Origin of the sequence: Kribbella sp. NPDC000426 (genome assembly GCF_040300265.1) — a bacterium.
Taxonomy (GTDB): Bacteria; Actinomycetota; Actinomycetes; order Propionibacteriales; family Kribbellaceae; genus Kribbella.
The window spans coordinates 320,204-333,309 of sequence record NZ_JBEPDK010000009.1 but is presented as its reverse complement, the minus strand read 5'-3'; the positions used below and the strand labels follow the sequence as shown (position 1 = coordinate 333,309).

The 13,106-nt window shown below is 67.6% G+C and carries 14 protein-coding genes; 10 read left to right on the top strand and 4 right to left on the bottom strand.

Going from position 1 to position 13,106, the window contains the following annotated elements:
* Nucleotides 1-14: 14 nt before the first annotated feature.
* The 4 genes from ABT313_RS38600 to ABT313_RS38585 form a co-directional block, all read right to left on the bottom strand.
* The gene (locus tag ABT313_RS38600; protein ID WP_350864648.1) at nucleotides 15-1,562 is read right to left on the bottom strand and encodes an extracellular solute-binding protein; all 1,548 of its coding nucleotides are present in this window, start codon (nucleotides 1,560-1,562) and stop codon (nucleotides 15-17) included.
* Nucleotides 1,559-2,176 carry a YesL family protein gene (locus ABT313_RS38595; RefSeq protein ID WP_350864645.1) on the bottom strand — a complete coding sequence of 206 codons (618 nt, stop codon included), beginning with the start codon at nucleotides 2,174-2,176 and terminating at the stop codon, nucleotides 1,559-1,561. Before ABT313_RS38595 ends, ABT313_RS38600 begins: the two co-directional genes overlap by 4 nt.
* 149 nt (nucleotides 2,177-2,325) lie before the next feature.
* Nucleotides 2,326-2,952, bottom strand: a complete 627-nt coding sequence (locus ABT313_RS38590; RefSeq protein WP_350864642.1) for a DUF1961 family protein — start codon at nucleotides 2,950-2,952, stop codon at nucleotides 2,326-2,328.
* Complete coding sequence (locus ABT313_RS38585) at nucleotides 2,952-3,968, bottom strand: LacI family DNA-binding transcriptional regulator (RefSeq protein ID WP_350864639.1); 1,017 nt, start codon at nucleotides 3,966-3,968, stop codon at nucleotides 2,952-2,954. Before ABT313_RS38585 ends, ABT313_RS38590 begins: the two co-directional genes overlap by 1 nt.
* A gap of 146 nt (nucleotides 3,969-4,114) precedes the next feature.
* Between ABT313_RS38585 and ABT313_RS38580 the strand changes: the two genes are divergently transcribed.
* The 10 genes from ABT313_RS38580 (at nucleotide 4,115) to ABT313_RS38535 (ending at nucleotide 13,076) form a co-directional block, all read left to right on the top strand.
* Nucleotides 4,115-4,717, top strand: coding sequence for a mycothiol transferase (locus ABT313_RS38580; protein WP_350864636.1), 603 nt, complete (start codon nucleotides 4,115-4,117; stop codon nucleotides 4,715-4,717).
* 57 nt (nucleotides 4,718-4,774) lie between these two features.
* Nucleotides 4,775-5,236, top strand: a complete 462-nt coding sequence (locus ABT313_RS38575) for a hotdog fold domain-containing protein (RefSeq protein WP_350864633.1) — start codon at nucleotides 4,775-4,777, stop codon at nucleotides 5,234-5,236.
* Between the two features lie 27 nt (nucleotides 5,237-5,263).
* Nucleotides 5,264-6,421 (top strand): GNAT family N-acetyltransferase, encoded by a 1,158-nt coding sequence (locus tag ABT313_RS38570; protein WP_350864630.1) that lies wholly within the window; start codon nucleotides 5,264-5,266, stop codon nucleotides 6,419-6,421.
* 71 nt (nucleotides 6,422-6,492) lie between these two features.
* Nucleotides 6,493-7,089, top strand: a complete 597-nt coding sequence (ruvC, locus tag ABT313_RS38565) for a crossover junction endodeoxyribonuclease RuvC (protein ID WP_350864627.1) — start codon at nucleotides 6,493-6,495, stop codon at nucleotides 7,087-7,089.
* A gap of 40 nt (nucleotides 7,090-7,129) precedes the next feature.
* The gene (gene ruvA / locus ABT313_RS38560) at nucleotides 7,130-7,732 is read left to right on the top strand and encodes a Holliday junction branch migration protein RuvA (RefSeq protein ID WP_350864624.1); all 603 of its coding nucleotides are present in this window, start codon (nucleotides 7,130-7,132) and stop codon (nucleotides 7,730-7,732) included.
* 15 nt (nucleotides 7,733-7,747) lie between these two features.
* Complete coding sequence (ruvB, locus tag ABT313_RS38555) at nucleotides 7,748-8,800, top strand: Holliday junction branch migration DNA helicase RuvB (protein ID WP_134102782.1); 1,053 nt, start codon at nucleotides 7,748-7,750, stop codon at nucleotides 8,798-8,800.
* 246 nt (nucleotides 8,801-9,046) lie between these two features.
* Nucleotides 9,047-9,517, top strand: a complete 471-nt coding sequence (yajC, locus tag ABT313_RS38550) for a preprotein translocase subunit YajC (RefSeq protein ID WP_350864620.1) — start codon at nucleotides 9,047-9,049, stop codon at nucleotides 9,515-9,517.
* Nucleotides 9,518-9,601: 84 nt separating this feature from the next.
* Nucleotides 9,602-11,356, top strand: a complete 1,755-nt coding sequence (gene secD / locus ABT313_RS38545) for a protein translocase subunit SecD (RefSeq protein WP_502884055.1) — start codon at nucleotides 9,602-9,604, stop codon at nucleotides 11,354-11,356.
* Nucleotides 11,356-12,537, top strand: a complete 1,182-nt coding sequence (secF, locus tag ABT313_RS38540) for a protein translocase subunit SecF (RefSeq protein ID WP_350864617.1) — start codon at nucleotides 11,356-11,358, stop codon at nucleotides 12,535-12,537. The genes secD and secF overlap by 1 nt, the downstream gene beginning before the upstream one ends.
* Nucleotides 12,537-13,076, top strand: coding sequence for an adenine phosphoribosyltransferase (locus ABT313_RS38535; RefSeq protein ID WP_350864614.1), 540 nt, complete (start codon nucleotides 12,537-12,539; stop codon nucleotides 13,074-13,076). The genes secF and ABT313_RS38535 overlap by 1 nt, the downstream gene beginning before the upstream one ends.
* The last annotated feature ends 30 nt before the right edge of the window (nucleotides 13,077-13,106 follow it).

Genomic DNA, 13,106 nt, shown 5'->3' with positions numbered 1-13,106 from the left:
TGTCCCCCCGTTGATCAGCCGCCGGCCTTGGCGAGGTCGTTGACTTCCTTGACGATCTGCGTGCCGCCGCCGTCGTACCAGCGTTTGATCTGCGCCTTCAGCTGGTCCTCGGTGATCGCGCCGGACAGGTACTTGATCCGGGCGTCCGGGATGATCGTGTCGAGTGTCTGGCCCTTCGCCACCGCGGTCGGCGCGATGATGCTGAGCGCCGGGTTGAAGACGGCGGTCTTCAGGTCCTCGTTCATCAGCACGTCGAACTTCTCCCGCATCTTCCGGCTGGCCTCGTCGTTCGGCCGCAGCGCGTAGGCGCCGAGCCCGACCGACGCGCGGGTGCCGAGCTGGATGAAGCCCTTGTCGACGTCGTTCTGGATCGCCTTGACCTTCGGGTCGTCGGAGTTGATCGGTACGGCGTACTGCCCGTCGGCCTTGAAGTTGCGGCCCTCGATCCCGTTGGTGAGCAGGATCGATCCCTCCTTGGACTCGAGCTTGTCCAGCGTCTTCAGCACCTCGTCGAGCTGGTCCTCGGTGCGGATGTGCTGCTTGGAGATCGCGATCACCATGTTGTAGCCGGTGAACGGATACGAGTGCTTCTCGCCGTCCGGACCCTTCAGGTTGCCGACCAGCGTGACCTTGTCGAAGTCCTTCGGGTTCTTCTCCTTGAACAGATCGAGCAGCTGGGTCGCCCGCACGTTCACGTCGATGATCATGCCGCCCTTGCCCTGCACGAACGGGTCGTTCCAGTTCGCGCTGTCCAGGGTGGCGAAGTCCGGGTTGATCAGGCCTTCCTTGACCCACTTGCGCAGCCATTCGTTGGCGGCCAGGAACTCTGGGGTGTCGAAGCCCGGGACGAGCTTGCCGTCGCGCTCACCCCATCCGTTCGGGGCGCCGAACCAGGTCTCGACCACGTCGTACGGGCTGGCGCTCGCGTAGTTGCCCGGCCACTTCGGGATGATCAGGCCGTAGGTGTCCTTCTTGCCGTCGCCGTCCGGGTCACGCTCGGTGAACGCCTTCGCGACGTTGTAGAGGTCCTCAACGGTCTGCGGCTCCTTGAGACCGAGCTTCGCCAGCCAGTCCTTGCGGATCACGATGCCGGAGCGCAGCAGCGGCCGGACCCGGTAGATGCCGTACGTCTTGCCGTTGGTCTGCGAGTTCTTCGCGGTCTGCTCGTCGGCCGGCTTCAGGTTCGGGTACTTGTCGAGCTTGCCGGTCAGGTCCCAGAACGCGCCGGCCTCGGCCGCCTTCACGAACGAGGGGCTCTTCTCGTTCGCCACCATCACGTCCGGGATCTTGTCCGACGCGAGCGTGACGTTCGACTTGTCGCCGTACTCCGCGTTCGGCACCCAGGTGATCTTGAGTTTCTTGCCGATCAGTTTCTCGACCGCCTGCTGGAGCTCGCCGTTCGCGTCCGGCGCGGTGCCGAACAGCGGCGCCATCACTGTCAGCTCGTTGCTCGAGGCCTGGCCTCCCTTGTCGTCGCCGCCGCCGGAACAGGCGGACGCGGCGAGCAGTGCAGTCGATGCGGCGACTGCGACGGCGATGCGCCGTGTGGAGAAGATGGTCATCGGTTCCCTTTCAGATGCAGGCGCGCTTCGTTCTCGGCGAAGAAGCGCAGGCAGAGCCAGGTGTCGAGCTGGATCCAGGCGCCGCCGGCCACCACGAACCCGAACACCGGGAACTTGGCCGACACGTAGGCGATGGACAGCGCGACGAACAGCAGGACCAGCGACGACGCCGGCCGCGCGAGCGCGACCAACGATGCCTTGGGCAACAACGTGCGGATGCCGAGGTCGTAGTGCACGGTCATCGGCAGCGCGTAGGCGGCGATCAGCCCGAGCGCGACCAGCGCCGCGAGACTCGCCAGCCGGGGGAGTGCGGCGCCGAGCGCGGCGAAGTACAGGTAGTTGCCGACGAGTACGACGGCGAGCGCGACGAGCGGGAGTACGACGAGCGTGCCGCGGCGGAACTCGTGGCGGAACGCGGTACGGAAGGCAGGCAAGGCGTGAAACGATTCACCGGCAGACCTGCGTCTGGCCAGTGAGTATGCCGTGAGCGTGGCCGGGCCGATACCCAGCGCGATACCGCCGAGCAAGGTGAAGACGATCCACAGGGCGTTCAGTTTGATCGCCCAGACGACCTCGTCTGTTGCGTCGTAGAGCTTGATGGACCAGCCACTCATGGCGCCTGCCTAGATGTTTCGGGCTGCTTCGGGCGAAAAGTGATGTGACCATATAGTTGAATCGTCTCAACGTCAACGCCTCGGAAAGCGTTTGTCAGGGACCGGTCAAGCACTGGTCCGGGCCCGGTCAGGGACTGGTCGGGGACTGCTCAGGAGTGCGAGATGCGCAGGTTGGCGTACTCGGCGATCATCGGGGCCATCTGGCGGAAGCCGAGTTTGCCGCCGGGAAGCGGGGTTTCGTCGTACCAGCTGAAGCTCACCAGGTCGTTGATCGCGAACGTGATCGTGCCTTCGTGCACAGTGAGCTTCAGGTGGTACGGGCCGTCGGCGTCCGGCACATCCGGGATCGGGTCCGCGCCCTGCGCGACCAGGTGGAATCCGTGGCTCTTGCGCAGATTGCAGGTGTGGAAGGCACGCTCGGCCGGCCACCGGCGGCGGAAGTACGAGACGTGGTACGTGTCGAGGTCGCCGTGGTGGTACTGGTCGTACGGGCCGGTGCGCGGCTGGAGCTCGAACAGGTCCTCGCCGCGGCGACCCCGCGCGTGGAAGAACAGGATGCACAGGCCGGGCTCGCGGATCGGCCAGAAGTCCCACTCGACGGTGATATCTCGCGGGAAGTCCTCCGGGCACCAGAGCACGATGTTCGCGTCCTGCCCGTCGCCGGCCGGCCTCGAACTCTCCAACCGCAACCGCCCGAGCGGGAACGACATCGCGCCGGAACCCTCGAGGTTGAACCCGTCGAGGTCGGCCGGTGCGGCGAGCGGATTCTCGTACATCAGCGCCGGCGTTTGAAGTCGCTCGACTCGCGGACGATCAGGTCCGGCTGGAAGATGACCTGGCGGTGACGATGCCGGTCCGCCGCCTCGACCTCCTCCTGCAACAGCTCCATCGCGGATCGCCCGAGCAACTCGGCCGGCTGGCGTACCGATGACAGCGGTACGGCGGCAGCGCGGGCGAAGTCGATGTCGTCGTACCCGACGATCGCCATGTCGCGCGGCACCCGGAGTCCGGCGACCGCCATCGCCTGGAGGAATCCCAGCGCGAGCAGGTCGTTGGCGAGGAACGCCGCGGTCGGGCGCGAGCGAACAGGCATCGCGGCGATGCGCTCGCCGATCGCGCGTCCCTCGACCACGCCCATCACGTCGACCTCGTAGTACTGCAGGTCGATATCGTTGGACTCGGCAACGATCGCGGTGATGCCGGCCTTGCGATCGGACACCTGCTGCATCGTGAAAGGCCCACCGATGAAGGCGATCCGGCGATGCCCGGCCTCGATCAGATGGTTCCCGGCGAGACGTCCGCCGAGATGGTCGTCGACAGACACCGAGCACAGCCCGCGGTCGGCGGCACGGTCGACGAGGACCACCGGCGTACCGCGCTCGACCAGCGCCGTGAGCCGCGGATCGCTGCTGTCGAAGGGCGTGATCAGGATGCCGAGGACGCGCTGCTGCTCGAGTTGATCGAGGTGGTGGCCTTCGCGCACCGGGTCGGTCTTGCTGTTGCAGAGCATGACGAGGGTGTCGTGCTCGTACGCCAGCGCCTCGGCGCCCTCGGCCAGATCGGTGAAGAACGGGTTCGCGACATCAAGCACCACCAGCCCGACGGTCCGGCTCTTCCCGGCCCGCAGATGCCGCGCCGCCTCGTTCCGCACGAACCCCAGCGCGTCGATGCTGTCCTGCACCCGCTGCCGGGTATCCGGAGCCACGATCCCCGGCCGATTCAAGAAGTTGCTGACAGTCCCCACCGAAACCCCGGCCCGCCGCGCAACCTCCTTGATGCTGGGCGTCCCCATCACTCCCCATCCACCCGCGGCCACCGTCCCCCGAAGTCTAACCACCCCCAATTGAATCGTCTAAATCCCACGAATCTGGCGGTAGTGGGGAGGTTGGGTGGGGATTCCGGAAGAGGATTGTCCGGTTGTGGTTTTACGCTGCGGGGATGGATACGGATACGGCTCGGTCTTCGGGGTTGACGGGTGCGCCTGGGTTTACGGCTGGGCGTCCGCCGGAGTGGGATGTCGGGATTTTCCTGCGCGGGGATGAGCTGCAGACTGCGCTCCTCACGCTGGAACGCAATCGTCGTACGTTCGCGTGGAAGTGCTGGGGCGTGGACTCGAACGGGCTTCAACTGCGGCTGGGGCGGTCGGCGATCACGCTTGGTGGGCTTCTGAAGCACCTGGCGCTTTGTGAGGAGACGAAGTTTCAGGGCGACCTGGCCGGTGCGCCGTTGCTGCCTGAGTTCGGAGAGATTGACCCTGAGTCGACGTGGGAGACATGGGCTTGGGAGTCGGCTAAGGATGACGATCCCGACGAGCTCCGCGACCTTTGGGTGCGTGCGGTGCATCGGTCTCGCGAGACGCTTGCCGGCCTGCTAGCTGAGTCAGGGCTCGACTATGCGCCGGAAGGCGGGATGAGTCTGCGGCGGCTGATCAGCGATCTCATCGAGGAGTACGCCCGCCATACCGGCCACGCCGACCTGCTCCGCGAGGCGTTCGATGGCGAGACCGGCGAGGGCCCTCCGAGCGAGTTCCCGGTTCCCTAGCTGACAGACCGGTGCATGACCTTCACGGGATATGTGACTCGTGGGTAACATGCGGGTATGGCGAGTCAGGTGTTGGGGTTGTGGGAGCGGTTGCGTGGGGTGCCGGGTGGGGAGCGGGTGTTCTCCTGGGGGTTCACCTGGAAGGCGCCGTACTTCCGGTCGGTGCGGCCGCGGTTCGTGCAGGTGAGTCCTAACTTTGCGGCGTTGACGTTGCCCAAGCGCCGGGCGGTGCTGAACCACATCGGGACCGTGCATGCGATTGCCGTGTGCAACGGGTTGGAGGCGGCGATGGGGGCGTTGGCGGAGGCGACGATCCCGGCCGGGAAGCGGTGGCTGCCGAAGGGGATGGAGGTTTCGTACCTCGCCAAGTCGACGTCCGACCTGACCTGTTCGGCCGAGACCGATCCGGAGCTGTGGACGGCGGGGCCGGAGGTGCCGGTGCGGGTGAAGGCGACGCGGGACGACGGCACGGTCGTCGTCGAGGGCACGATCCATCTCTGGGTAACTGACAAGAAATAGGTCGCCGGTACGACGTAGGGTCTCGGCGTGACCGAGTTGCGGGTGGTGGACGTTGCCGAGGACCAGCTCGATGCGGTGTGGGAGGTGCGGATTCGGTCGTTCGGGCCTGGTGGGGACCGGGACGAGTGGAACAAGAACGCGCTCACCTTCATGGACGGGCGGTTCCTCGGGGTGGTCGACGGGGATCAGCTGGTCGCCGCGGCGCGGATCTGGCCGTTCGAGCAGTGGTGGGGCGGCCGGCGCGTCCCGATGGGCGGCGTGGCCGGCGTGGTCGTCGCACCGGAGTACCGCGGTCGTGGTGTCGGCAGCCTGATGATGCGTGCGGTGCTGCAGCGCTGCGCCGACAAGGGGTACCCGCTGACTGCTCTCTATCCCGCGACGACTGTTCTCTACCGGCACCTGGGCTACGAGTTCGCGGGTAACAGGTACAAGTTCTCGTTCCAGGCAGCTGATCTGCGGGCGCTGGGCGGCAAGGGTACGGCGGTGCGGAAGGCAGGTCGCTCTGATGCGGACCTGTTCCTGGAGCTCGCCGGGAAGAATCATGAGGCGAGGCGTTCGAGCGGTCCGCTGATCTGGCCGCGGACCGAGATCGAGTCCTGGCTGGAGGACGAGAACAACTTCGCATACGTCGCTGAGGACGGCTTCGTCGTCTACAACTGGTCCGACGGGGCCCTGGCTGTCGACGAGCTCATGGCCGGCTCGGAGGAGACGGCTCGCGCCCTGTGGGCGACGGTTGGCTCGGGGTCGTCGATCGCGAAGTCGGTCCACGCGTACTGCCCGCCGTTCGACCCGATCCATCTGCTCGCCGAGCACGAGGCGGACGGCGACACACGGATCAACCGGTGGATGCTCCGGCTCATCGACGCCTCAGCCGCCATCGCGACGCGAGGCTTCCCTGAGGGCGTCGTACTCGAGGCAGACCTGCGGATCGACGACCCCGAGTTGACCGCGAACTCGGGCGACTGGCACCTGTCGGTCGCCGACGGATCCGGCAACCTCACGCCAACGGACAGCCCGACCGACGCCCTCCGCCTCGGTCCGCGTGGACTAGCTGCGCTGTACGCCGGAACGCCGCTCGCGGCCCTTCGCGGAGCCGGACTGGTCACCGGGGGAGCGCCCGCCACGGATGCCGGGTTGGATGCCGTCTTCAGCGGACCGACGCCGTACATGCTCGACTACTTCTGAGTTCGGCGCGTCGATTTCTCAGTCGCGAGACCGCCGTCTAGGGTTATCGAACAAACGTTCGGAGGTGGTCCATGCGGGTGCTCGGCGTCGACCCGGGACTGACCCGGTGCGGCCTCGGCGTCGTCGAGGGCACGCCGGGGAAACCCCCTGCACTGGTCGCCGTCGGAGTGATCCGCACGCCGGCCGATCTGGACGTGTCCAAGCGACTCGTCCAGATCGAGGCGGAGCTGGAGGAGTGGATCGCCCAGCACCAGCCGGACGCGGTCGCGGTCGAGCGAGTGTTTGCGCAGCACAACGTTCGGACCGTGATGGGGACGGCGCAGGCCTCCGGAGTGGCGATGGTCGTCGCGGCTCGTCGCGGGCTACCGGTCGCGCTGCACACCCCGAGCGAGGTGAAGGCCGCGGTCACCGGATCTGGCCGGGCCGACAAGGAGCAGGTGACGACGATGGTCACCCGGATCCTCAAGCTGAGCGAGCGTCCGACGCCCGCCGACGCCGCGGACGCGCTGGCCTTGGCGATCTGTCAGGTCTGGCGCGGCGGCGTGGCCAGCAAGCTGCAGGAAGCGGCGTCCAGCCGGTCGAACCTCGAGGCCATGGCGCAGGCCCAGTCCCGGCTGCAGATGGCAAGATTGCGGGCCGCGGTGGCGGCCCAGCAGGGCAAGCGGTGAGCCCGGTGAGCACGGTGAGCACGGAAACGGGAGGTTGGCGATGATCGCCTTTGTGCGTGGACCGGTGGCGGCCATCGGAGTGGACAGTGCCGTGGTCGAGGTCGGGGGAGTGGGCCTGCAGGTGTACTGCGATCCGGGCACCCTGGCCGGTCTGCGGCCCGGGCAAGAGGCCCGGATCTCCACGTCGATGGTGGTTCGCGAGGACTCGCTGACGTTGTACGGGTTCGCCGACGACGACGCGAAGAACCTGTTCGAGCTGCTCCAGACCGCGTCCGGTGTCGGCCCGAAGCTGGCCCAGGCGGCGCTCGCGGTGCTCAGCCCCGACCAGCTGCGGCAGGCGGTCGCGACCGAGGATCTCGTCGTACTGGTGAAGGTGCCCGGCATCGGGAAGAAGGGCGCCCAGCGGATCGTGCTGGAGCTGAAGGACAAGATCGGTGCGCCGTCGAAGACGGTGACCGGGCGGCCTCTGCAGACACAGGAGGCGTGGCGGGATCAGGTGGCGGCCGGTCTGGTCGGCCTGGGGTACTCCGCTCGCGACGCCGACGACGCGGTCACCGCGGTGTCACCGCTTGCCGCCGACAGTCCGAATCCTGCTGTTCCCGACCTGCTGCGGGCCGCGTTGCGCGTGCTCTCGAAGGCCTGAGAGGGGGCATAGGCGATGGAGGACAACGTCCGGCCGCTGGTGTCCGCCGACGCGGTGGATCTCGAGGAGCGCAAGATCGAGTCCGCGCTCCGGCCGCGGACGCTGGCCGAGTTCGGCGGTCAGCGCCGGGTCAGCGAGCAGCTCGAGCTGGTGCTGCACGCGGCCCGCGGGCGCAATCGCGCGCCCGACCACGTGCTGCTGTCGGGTCCGCCCGGCCTCGGTAAGACCACGCTGGCGATGATCATCGCGAGTGAGCTGTCCGCACCGCTGCGTGTGACGAGCGGCCCGGCGATCCAGCACGCCGGCGACCTGGCCGCGATCCTGTCCGGGTTGAGCGAGGGCGAAGTACTGTTCCTGGACGAGATCCACCGGATGTCGCGGCCGGCCGAAGAGCTGCTGTACATGGCGATGGAGGACTTCCGCGTCGACGTGATCGTCGGCAAGGGCCCGGGCGCGACCGCGATCCCGCTCGAGATCCCGCCGTTCACGCTGGTCGGGGCGACCACGCGGGCCGGTCTGCTGCCGGGTCCGCTGCGGGACCGGTTCGGGTTCACCGGTCACCTGGAGTTCTACGAGTCCGCCGAGCTGGAGAAGATCGTCAACCGCTCGGCGGCCCTGCTCGAGGTCGACATCACCCCGGAGGGCGCCGCGGAGATCGCCTCGCGCTCCCGCGGTACGCCGCGGATCGCGAACCGGCTGCTCCGCCGCGTCCGCGACTACGCAGAGGTACGGGCCGACGGAATCATCACCCTGGCGCTCGCCAAGTCGGCCCTGGAGCTGTACGAGGTGGACAAAATGGGCCTCGACCGCCTCGACAGGTCCGTTCTGGACGCGTTGTGCCGCCGTTTCGGGGGCGGACCGGTCGGTCTTTCGACGCTGGCGGTTGCGGTCGGCGAAGAACGTGAGACCGTGGAGGAAGTGGCCGAACCATTTCTGGTCCGGTCGGGCTATCTGGCCCGTACGCCGCGCGGTCGCGTCGCCACGCCCGCGGCCTGGCGGCATATCGGGCTGAAGGTGCCGAAGGGCGCGACGTTCGCCGACACGCTCTTCGACACCGACGAGGACTGACGAAGACCGAAGGAGTTCGACCTCAACTGAACAGCGGACGTCGGGGAACGTCCGCAGGCGCCGGAGCGTAGTTACTGCAGTAGCGAGTAACTCAAACGTGACCCGGTGTCATGAGGTACTTGTTGCCGCTCAGGGTTAGACTCCCCGGTGGCCTGACCTCCAGGTTATTCCGCTGCGACCTGCGCGCTTCGAGCAGAGCGTGCCGGACGCCCGTACAACCGAACCGACAAAGGATTCTGAGACCCGATGCAACTCCTCGCCGTACCGATGGCCTCCTCCGGGGGCGGCGGCATCACGCTGCTGCTACCGCTGATCCTGATCGTCGGAATGATCTGGTTCATGAGCCGCACGCAGAAGAAGCAGCGCCAGCGTCAGGCTGACACCGTCGCTGCGCTCGCCCCGGGCAGCAAGGTGATCACCACCAGCGGCCTGGTCGGCATCGTCGAGGAGACCGACGACGAGTACGTGACGCTCGAGATCTCCGAGGGCGTGCTGGTTCAGGTCGTCAAGGCCGCCATCGGCCGGGTCGTCCCGGAAGAGGACGCCGCCGACGAGCCCGCCGACAGCGCGGTCGAGGCCACTGACGCCACTGCCACCGCCGACGCCGCCGACTCGACCGACGAGTCGAAGGTCGACGTTCCGGACACGGGCCGTGACAAGGCCGACGGCAAGGTGCAGGACGCCCCGAAGCTGCCGCCGACGCACACCGAGAACTGAATTCCGTCCCACCAGCCTGCGGCGCGGCGTTCGGCGTCCACCTGACGGTGCGGCGCGCCCAGAAGTACGAAGGTTGAATCTGACGTGGCAACGAGTTCGTCGACATCCCGCCCCGGGCGGAACCTGATCGCCTTGCTGGTGGTCGTGGTCCTGCTGTTCGGCATCATGGCGCTGACCAAGACCTGGAAGCCCAAGCTCGGACTGGACCTGCGCGGTGGCACCACCATCACGCTGACCGCGAGCACGTTCGACGGTAAGGGCAAGGTGACTGCCGACCAGTTGAACGAGGCGAAGAACATCATCGGCCAGCGCGTGAACGGCGCCGGTGTGGCCGAGTCCGACATCACTACCTCCGGGTCGAACCACATCAACGTGGCCGTCCCGGGCGCCACGAAGGAATCCCTGGTGTCGCAGGTCGGCCAGACCGCCCTGCTGTACTTCCGGATCGTGCTCGGCGCGCAGGCGACCGCACCGGCGCCCACGCCGAGCCCGACTCCGGGCGCCAGCACCACGCCGAAGCCGACGACGACGCCGAAGCCGAGCACGACCGTGAAGCCGAGCACCACGGTCAAGCCGACGACGAGCAGTACGCCGAAGGGCCGGGCCTGGACCAGCGCCCTCGCCGACGCGACGCCGACGCCGACCCCGAAAGCGAGCACGACGCCGAAGCCGAGCACCCCGGCCGCGACCCCGTCGACGCCGGCCACCACCAGCGGCGACCCGCTGAACTACACGCCGGACGCGGCCACGCAGGCGGCGTTCGCGACGTTCAAGTGCGGCGACAAGCAGCTCGACGACCCGAAGACGGCGATCTTCTCCTGCAGCCAGGACGGGCAGTACAAGTACCTGCTCGGCCCGGCGATCCTCGCGGGTACCGACCTCTCGGACGCCAGCGCCGGCATCCCGCAGAACGGTCTGCAGTGGCAGGTCAACCTGAAGTTCACCTCGGCCGGCGGCGACAAGTTCCTGAAGGCCACCCAGAACATCTCCCAGCGCGGCGACGGCCAGAACCTGTTCGCGATCGTGCTGGACGGCAAGACGATCTCGACGCCGAGCGTGGACAACCCGATCCCGGGCGGCCAGGCGCAGATCACCGGTACCTTTACCGAGGCCGAGGCCCGCGATCTGGCCAACGTGCTGAAGTACGGCTCGCTGCCGGTCAAGTTCGACATCTCGTCGGTCGAGACCGTGTCGCCGCAGCTCGGTGGCGACCAGCTCTCCGCGGGCATCTGGGCCGGTCTGATCGGCCTCGCCCTCGTCGTGCTGTTCTGCTTCCTGTACTACCGCGGTCTCGGCATCGTCGTGGTGATGTCGCTCGCCGTCGCCGGAGTACTCACCGGAACCCTGGTGATCCTGCTCGGCAAGGCGATCGGGTTCACGCTGACGCTGGCCGGTATCGCAGGTCTGATCGTCGCGGTCGGTATCACCGCGGACTCGTTCATCATCTACTTCGAACGTCTCCGGGACGAAGTACGTGAAGGCCGCAGCCTGCGCTCCTCGGTGGAGACCGGCTGGGCCCGCGCCAAGCACACGATCATCGCGGCCGACTCGATCTCGCTGCTCGCCGCGATCGTGCTGTACGTGCTGGCGATCGGCAGCGTCCGCGGGTTCGCGTTCACGCTCGGCCTGACCACGCTGATCGACCTGGTCGTGGTCTTCCTGTTCACCAAGCCGATGGTCACGCTGCTGGCCCGGACCGACTTCTTCGGCCACGGGCACAAGCTGTCCGGCCTGGATCCTGAGCATCTCGGCGTCGAACGACTACCGGGACAGACGAAACCGACAGCCCGGCCGCGGAAGACGCCGTCGACGCGCAAGCCGCTGGGAGGGCAGGTCTGATGTCGAAGCTCGGACAGATCGGTGCCAAGCTGCACCGCGGTGAGGTCTCCTACGACTTCATCGGCCACCGCAAGTTCTGGTTCAGCCTCTCGGCGGTCCTGGTCATCATCTCGCTGGCCGGCCTGTTCACCCGTGGCCTGGCGCTCGGTATCGAGTTCCGCGGCGGTGTCGAGTACGACGCCGCCGTCAAGGTCACCGACAGTACGGTCGACGACTTCACCACCGCCGTGAAAGCGACGAACGCCAAGGGTCTGGGCGACCCGGTCGTCACCACGATCAACAACAACAAGGTCCGCGTGCAGACCAAGCCGCTCGCGCAGGCCGACGTCGGCAACGTGCGGGCCGCGATCGCCAAGGAAGCCGGGATCCCGGCCGAGCAGGTGACGTCGCAGCAGATCGGCGCCTCCTGGGGTAAGCAGATCGCCGACAAGGCGATCCTGGCGCTGATCGTCTTCCTGGTCGCTGTGTTCGCGGTGATCTGGCTGTACTTCCGAGAAGCCAAGGCCTCGATGGCCGCCATCATCGCCCTGATCCACGACGTCACGATCACTGTCGGTGTGTACGCACTGGTCGGCTTCGACGTCACGCCGGCGACGGTGATCGGCGTCCTGACGATCCTCGGCTACTCGCTGTACGACACCGTCGTGGTGTTCGACAAGGTCCGGGAGAACACCCGCGGCATCACCGGTTCGAACCGGTTGACCTACTCCGACGCGACCAACCTCGCGGTCAACCAGACCGTGGTCCGGTCGATCAACACCACGATCACGGCGCTGCTCCCGGTCGGCGCCATCCTGGTCGTCGGTACGGTCGTGCTCGGCACCGGCCCGCTGAAGGACCTGTCGCTGGCGCTGTTCGTCGGTATCGCCGTCGGTGCGTACTCGTCGATCTTCATCGCCCCGTCGCTGCTCGCGGTCTTCAAGGAGCGGGAGCCGGGTATGAAGGCGCTGAACAAGCGGGTGACGGCGAAGAGGGCCCAGACGGCAGCTGCGGCGACGGCGGCTCCGGTCGCGGTGGCCACGGCCGGAGCTGCGCCGCGGTCCGCCGCCGTACAGGACACACCGCGGAAGGCGGATCGGGCCACCGGTACGGCGCCGACCCCGTCGACGCGGCCGATGAAGGCGACGGCGGCCGGGCGTCCGCAGCCGACGCGCAAGCCGCGGTCGAAGCGCGGTAAGTGATGCGGTCGCTCGAGCAGGTTCTCGCCGACGGCATCCGCGACATTCCGGACTACCCGCAGCCGGGGGTGGTGTTCAAGGACATCACCCCGCTGCTTGCCGATCACACCGGCTTCGCGCAGGTCGTGGAGGCGCTGGCCGCGGCCGGGACGGACGACGACGGGAACCCGGTGGTCGACAAGGTGGTCGGGATCGAGGCGCGCGGGTTCATCCTGGCCGCCCCGGTCGCGCTCGCTCTCGGCGCCGGGTTCGTGCCGGTGCGTAAGAAGGGCAAGCTGCCGGCGGCGACGTACGAGGAGTCGTACGCGCTGGAGTACGGCGAGGCGACCATCGAGGTGCACCAGGACGCGTTCGCTCCGGGTGACCGGGTCCTGGTCATCGACGACGTCCTCGCCACCGGCGGCACCGTCGAGGCCTGCCTGCGCCTGATCCGGCGCTGCGGGGCCGAGGTCGCCGGTACTGCGGTGCTGCTCGAGCTCTCGTTCCTTCCGGGCCGCAAGCGCCTCGAGGGCGAGCGGTTGAGCTCCCTGCTGACGGTCTGAATTCGGGCAAACTCTCCGCAGTCGGGAGCT

What these genes read in the sequence shown, in the direction of transcription:
- ABT313_RS38600 (WP_350864648.1), bottom strand. Translation starts at nt 1,562, where the DNA reads ATGACCATCTTCTCCACACGGCGCATCGCCGTCGCAGTCGCCGCATCG.
- ABT313_RS38595 (WP_350864645.1), bottom strand. Translation starts at nt 2,176, where the DNA reads ATGAGTGGCTGGTCCATCAAGCTCTACGACGCAACAGACGAGGTCGTC.
- ABT313_RS38590 (WP_350864642.1), bottom strand. Translation starts at nt 2,952, where the DNA reads ATGTACGAGAATCCGCTCGCCGCACCGGCCGACCTCGACGGGTTCAAC.
- ABT313_RS38585 (WP_350864639.1), bottom strand. Translation starts at nt 3,968, where the DNA reads ATGGGGACGCCCAGCATCAAGGAGGTTGCGCGGCGGGCCGGGGTTTCG.
- ABT313_RS38580 (WP_350864636.1), top strand. Translation starts at nt 4,115, where the DNA reads ATGGATACGGATACGGCTCGGTCTTCGGGGTTGACGGGTGCGCCTGGG.
- ABT313_RS38575 (WP_350864633.1), top strand. Translation starts at nt 4,775, where the DNA reads ATGGCGAGTCAGGTGTTGGGGTTGTGGGAGCGGTTGCGTGGGGTGCCG.
- ruvC (WP_350864627.1), top strand. Translation starts at nt 6,493, where the DNA reads ATGCGGGTGCTCGGCGTCGACCCGGGACTGACCCGGTGCGGCCTCGGC.
- ruvA (WP_350864624.1), top strand. Translation starts at nt 7,130, where the DNA reads ATGATCGCCTTTGTGCGTGGACCGGTGGCGGCCATCGGAGTGGACAGT.
- ruvB (WP_134102782.1), top strand. Translation starts at nt 7,748, where the DNA reads ATGGAGGACAACGTCCGGCCGCTGGTGTCCGCCGACGCGGTGGATCTC.
- yajC (WP_350864620.1), top strand. Translation starts at nt 9,047, where the DNA reads ATGCAACTCCTCGCCGTACCGATGGCCTCCTCCGGGGGCGGCGGCATC.
- secF (WP_350864617.1), top strand. Translation starts at nt 11,356, where the DNA reads ATGTCGAAGCTCGGACAGATCGGTGCCAAGCTGCACCGCGGTGAGGTC.
- ABT313_RS38535 (WP_350864614.1), top strand. Translation starts at nt 12,537, where the DNA reads ATGCGGTCGCTCGAGCAGGTTCTCGCCGACGGCATCCGCGACATTCCG.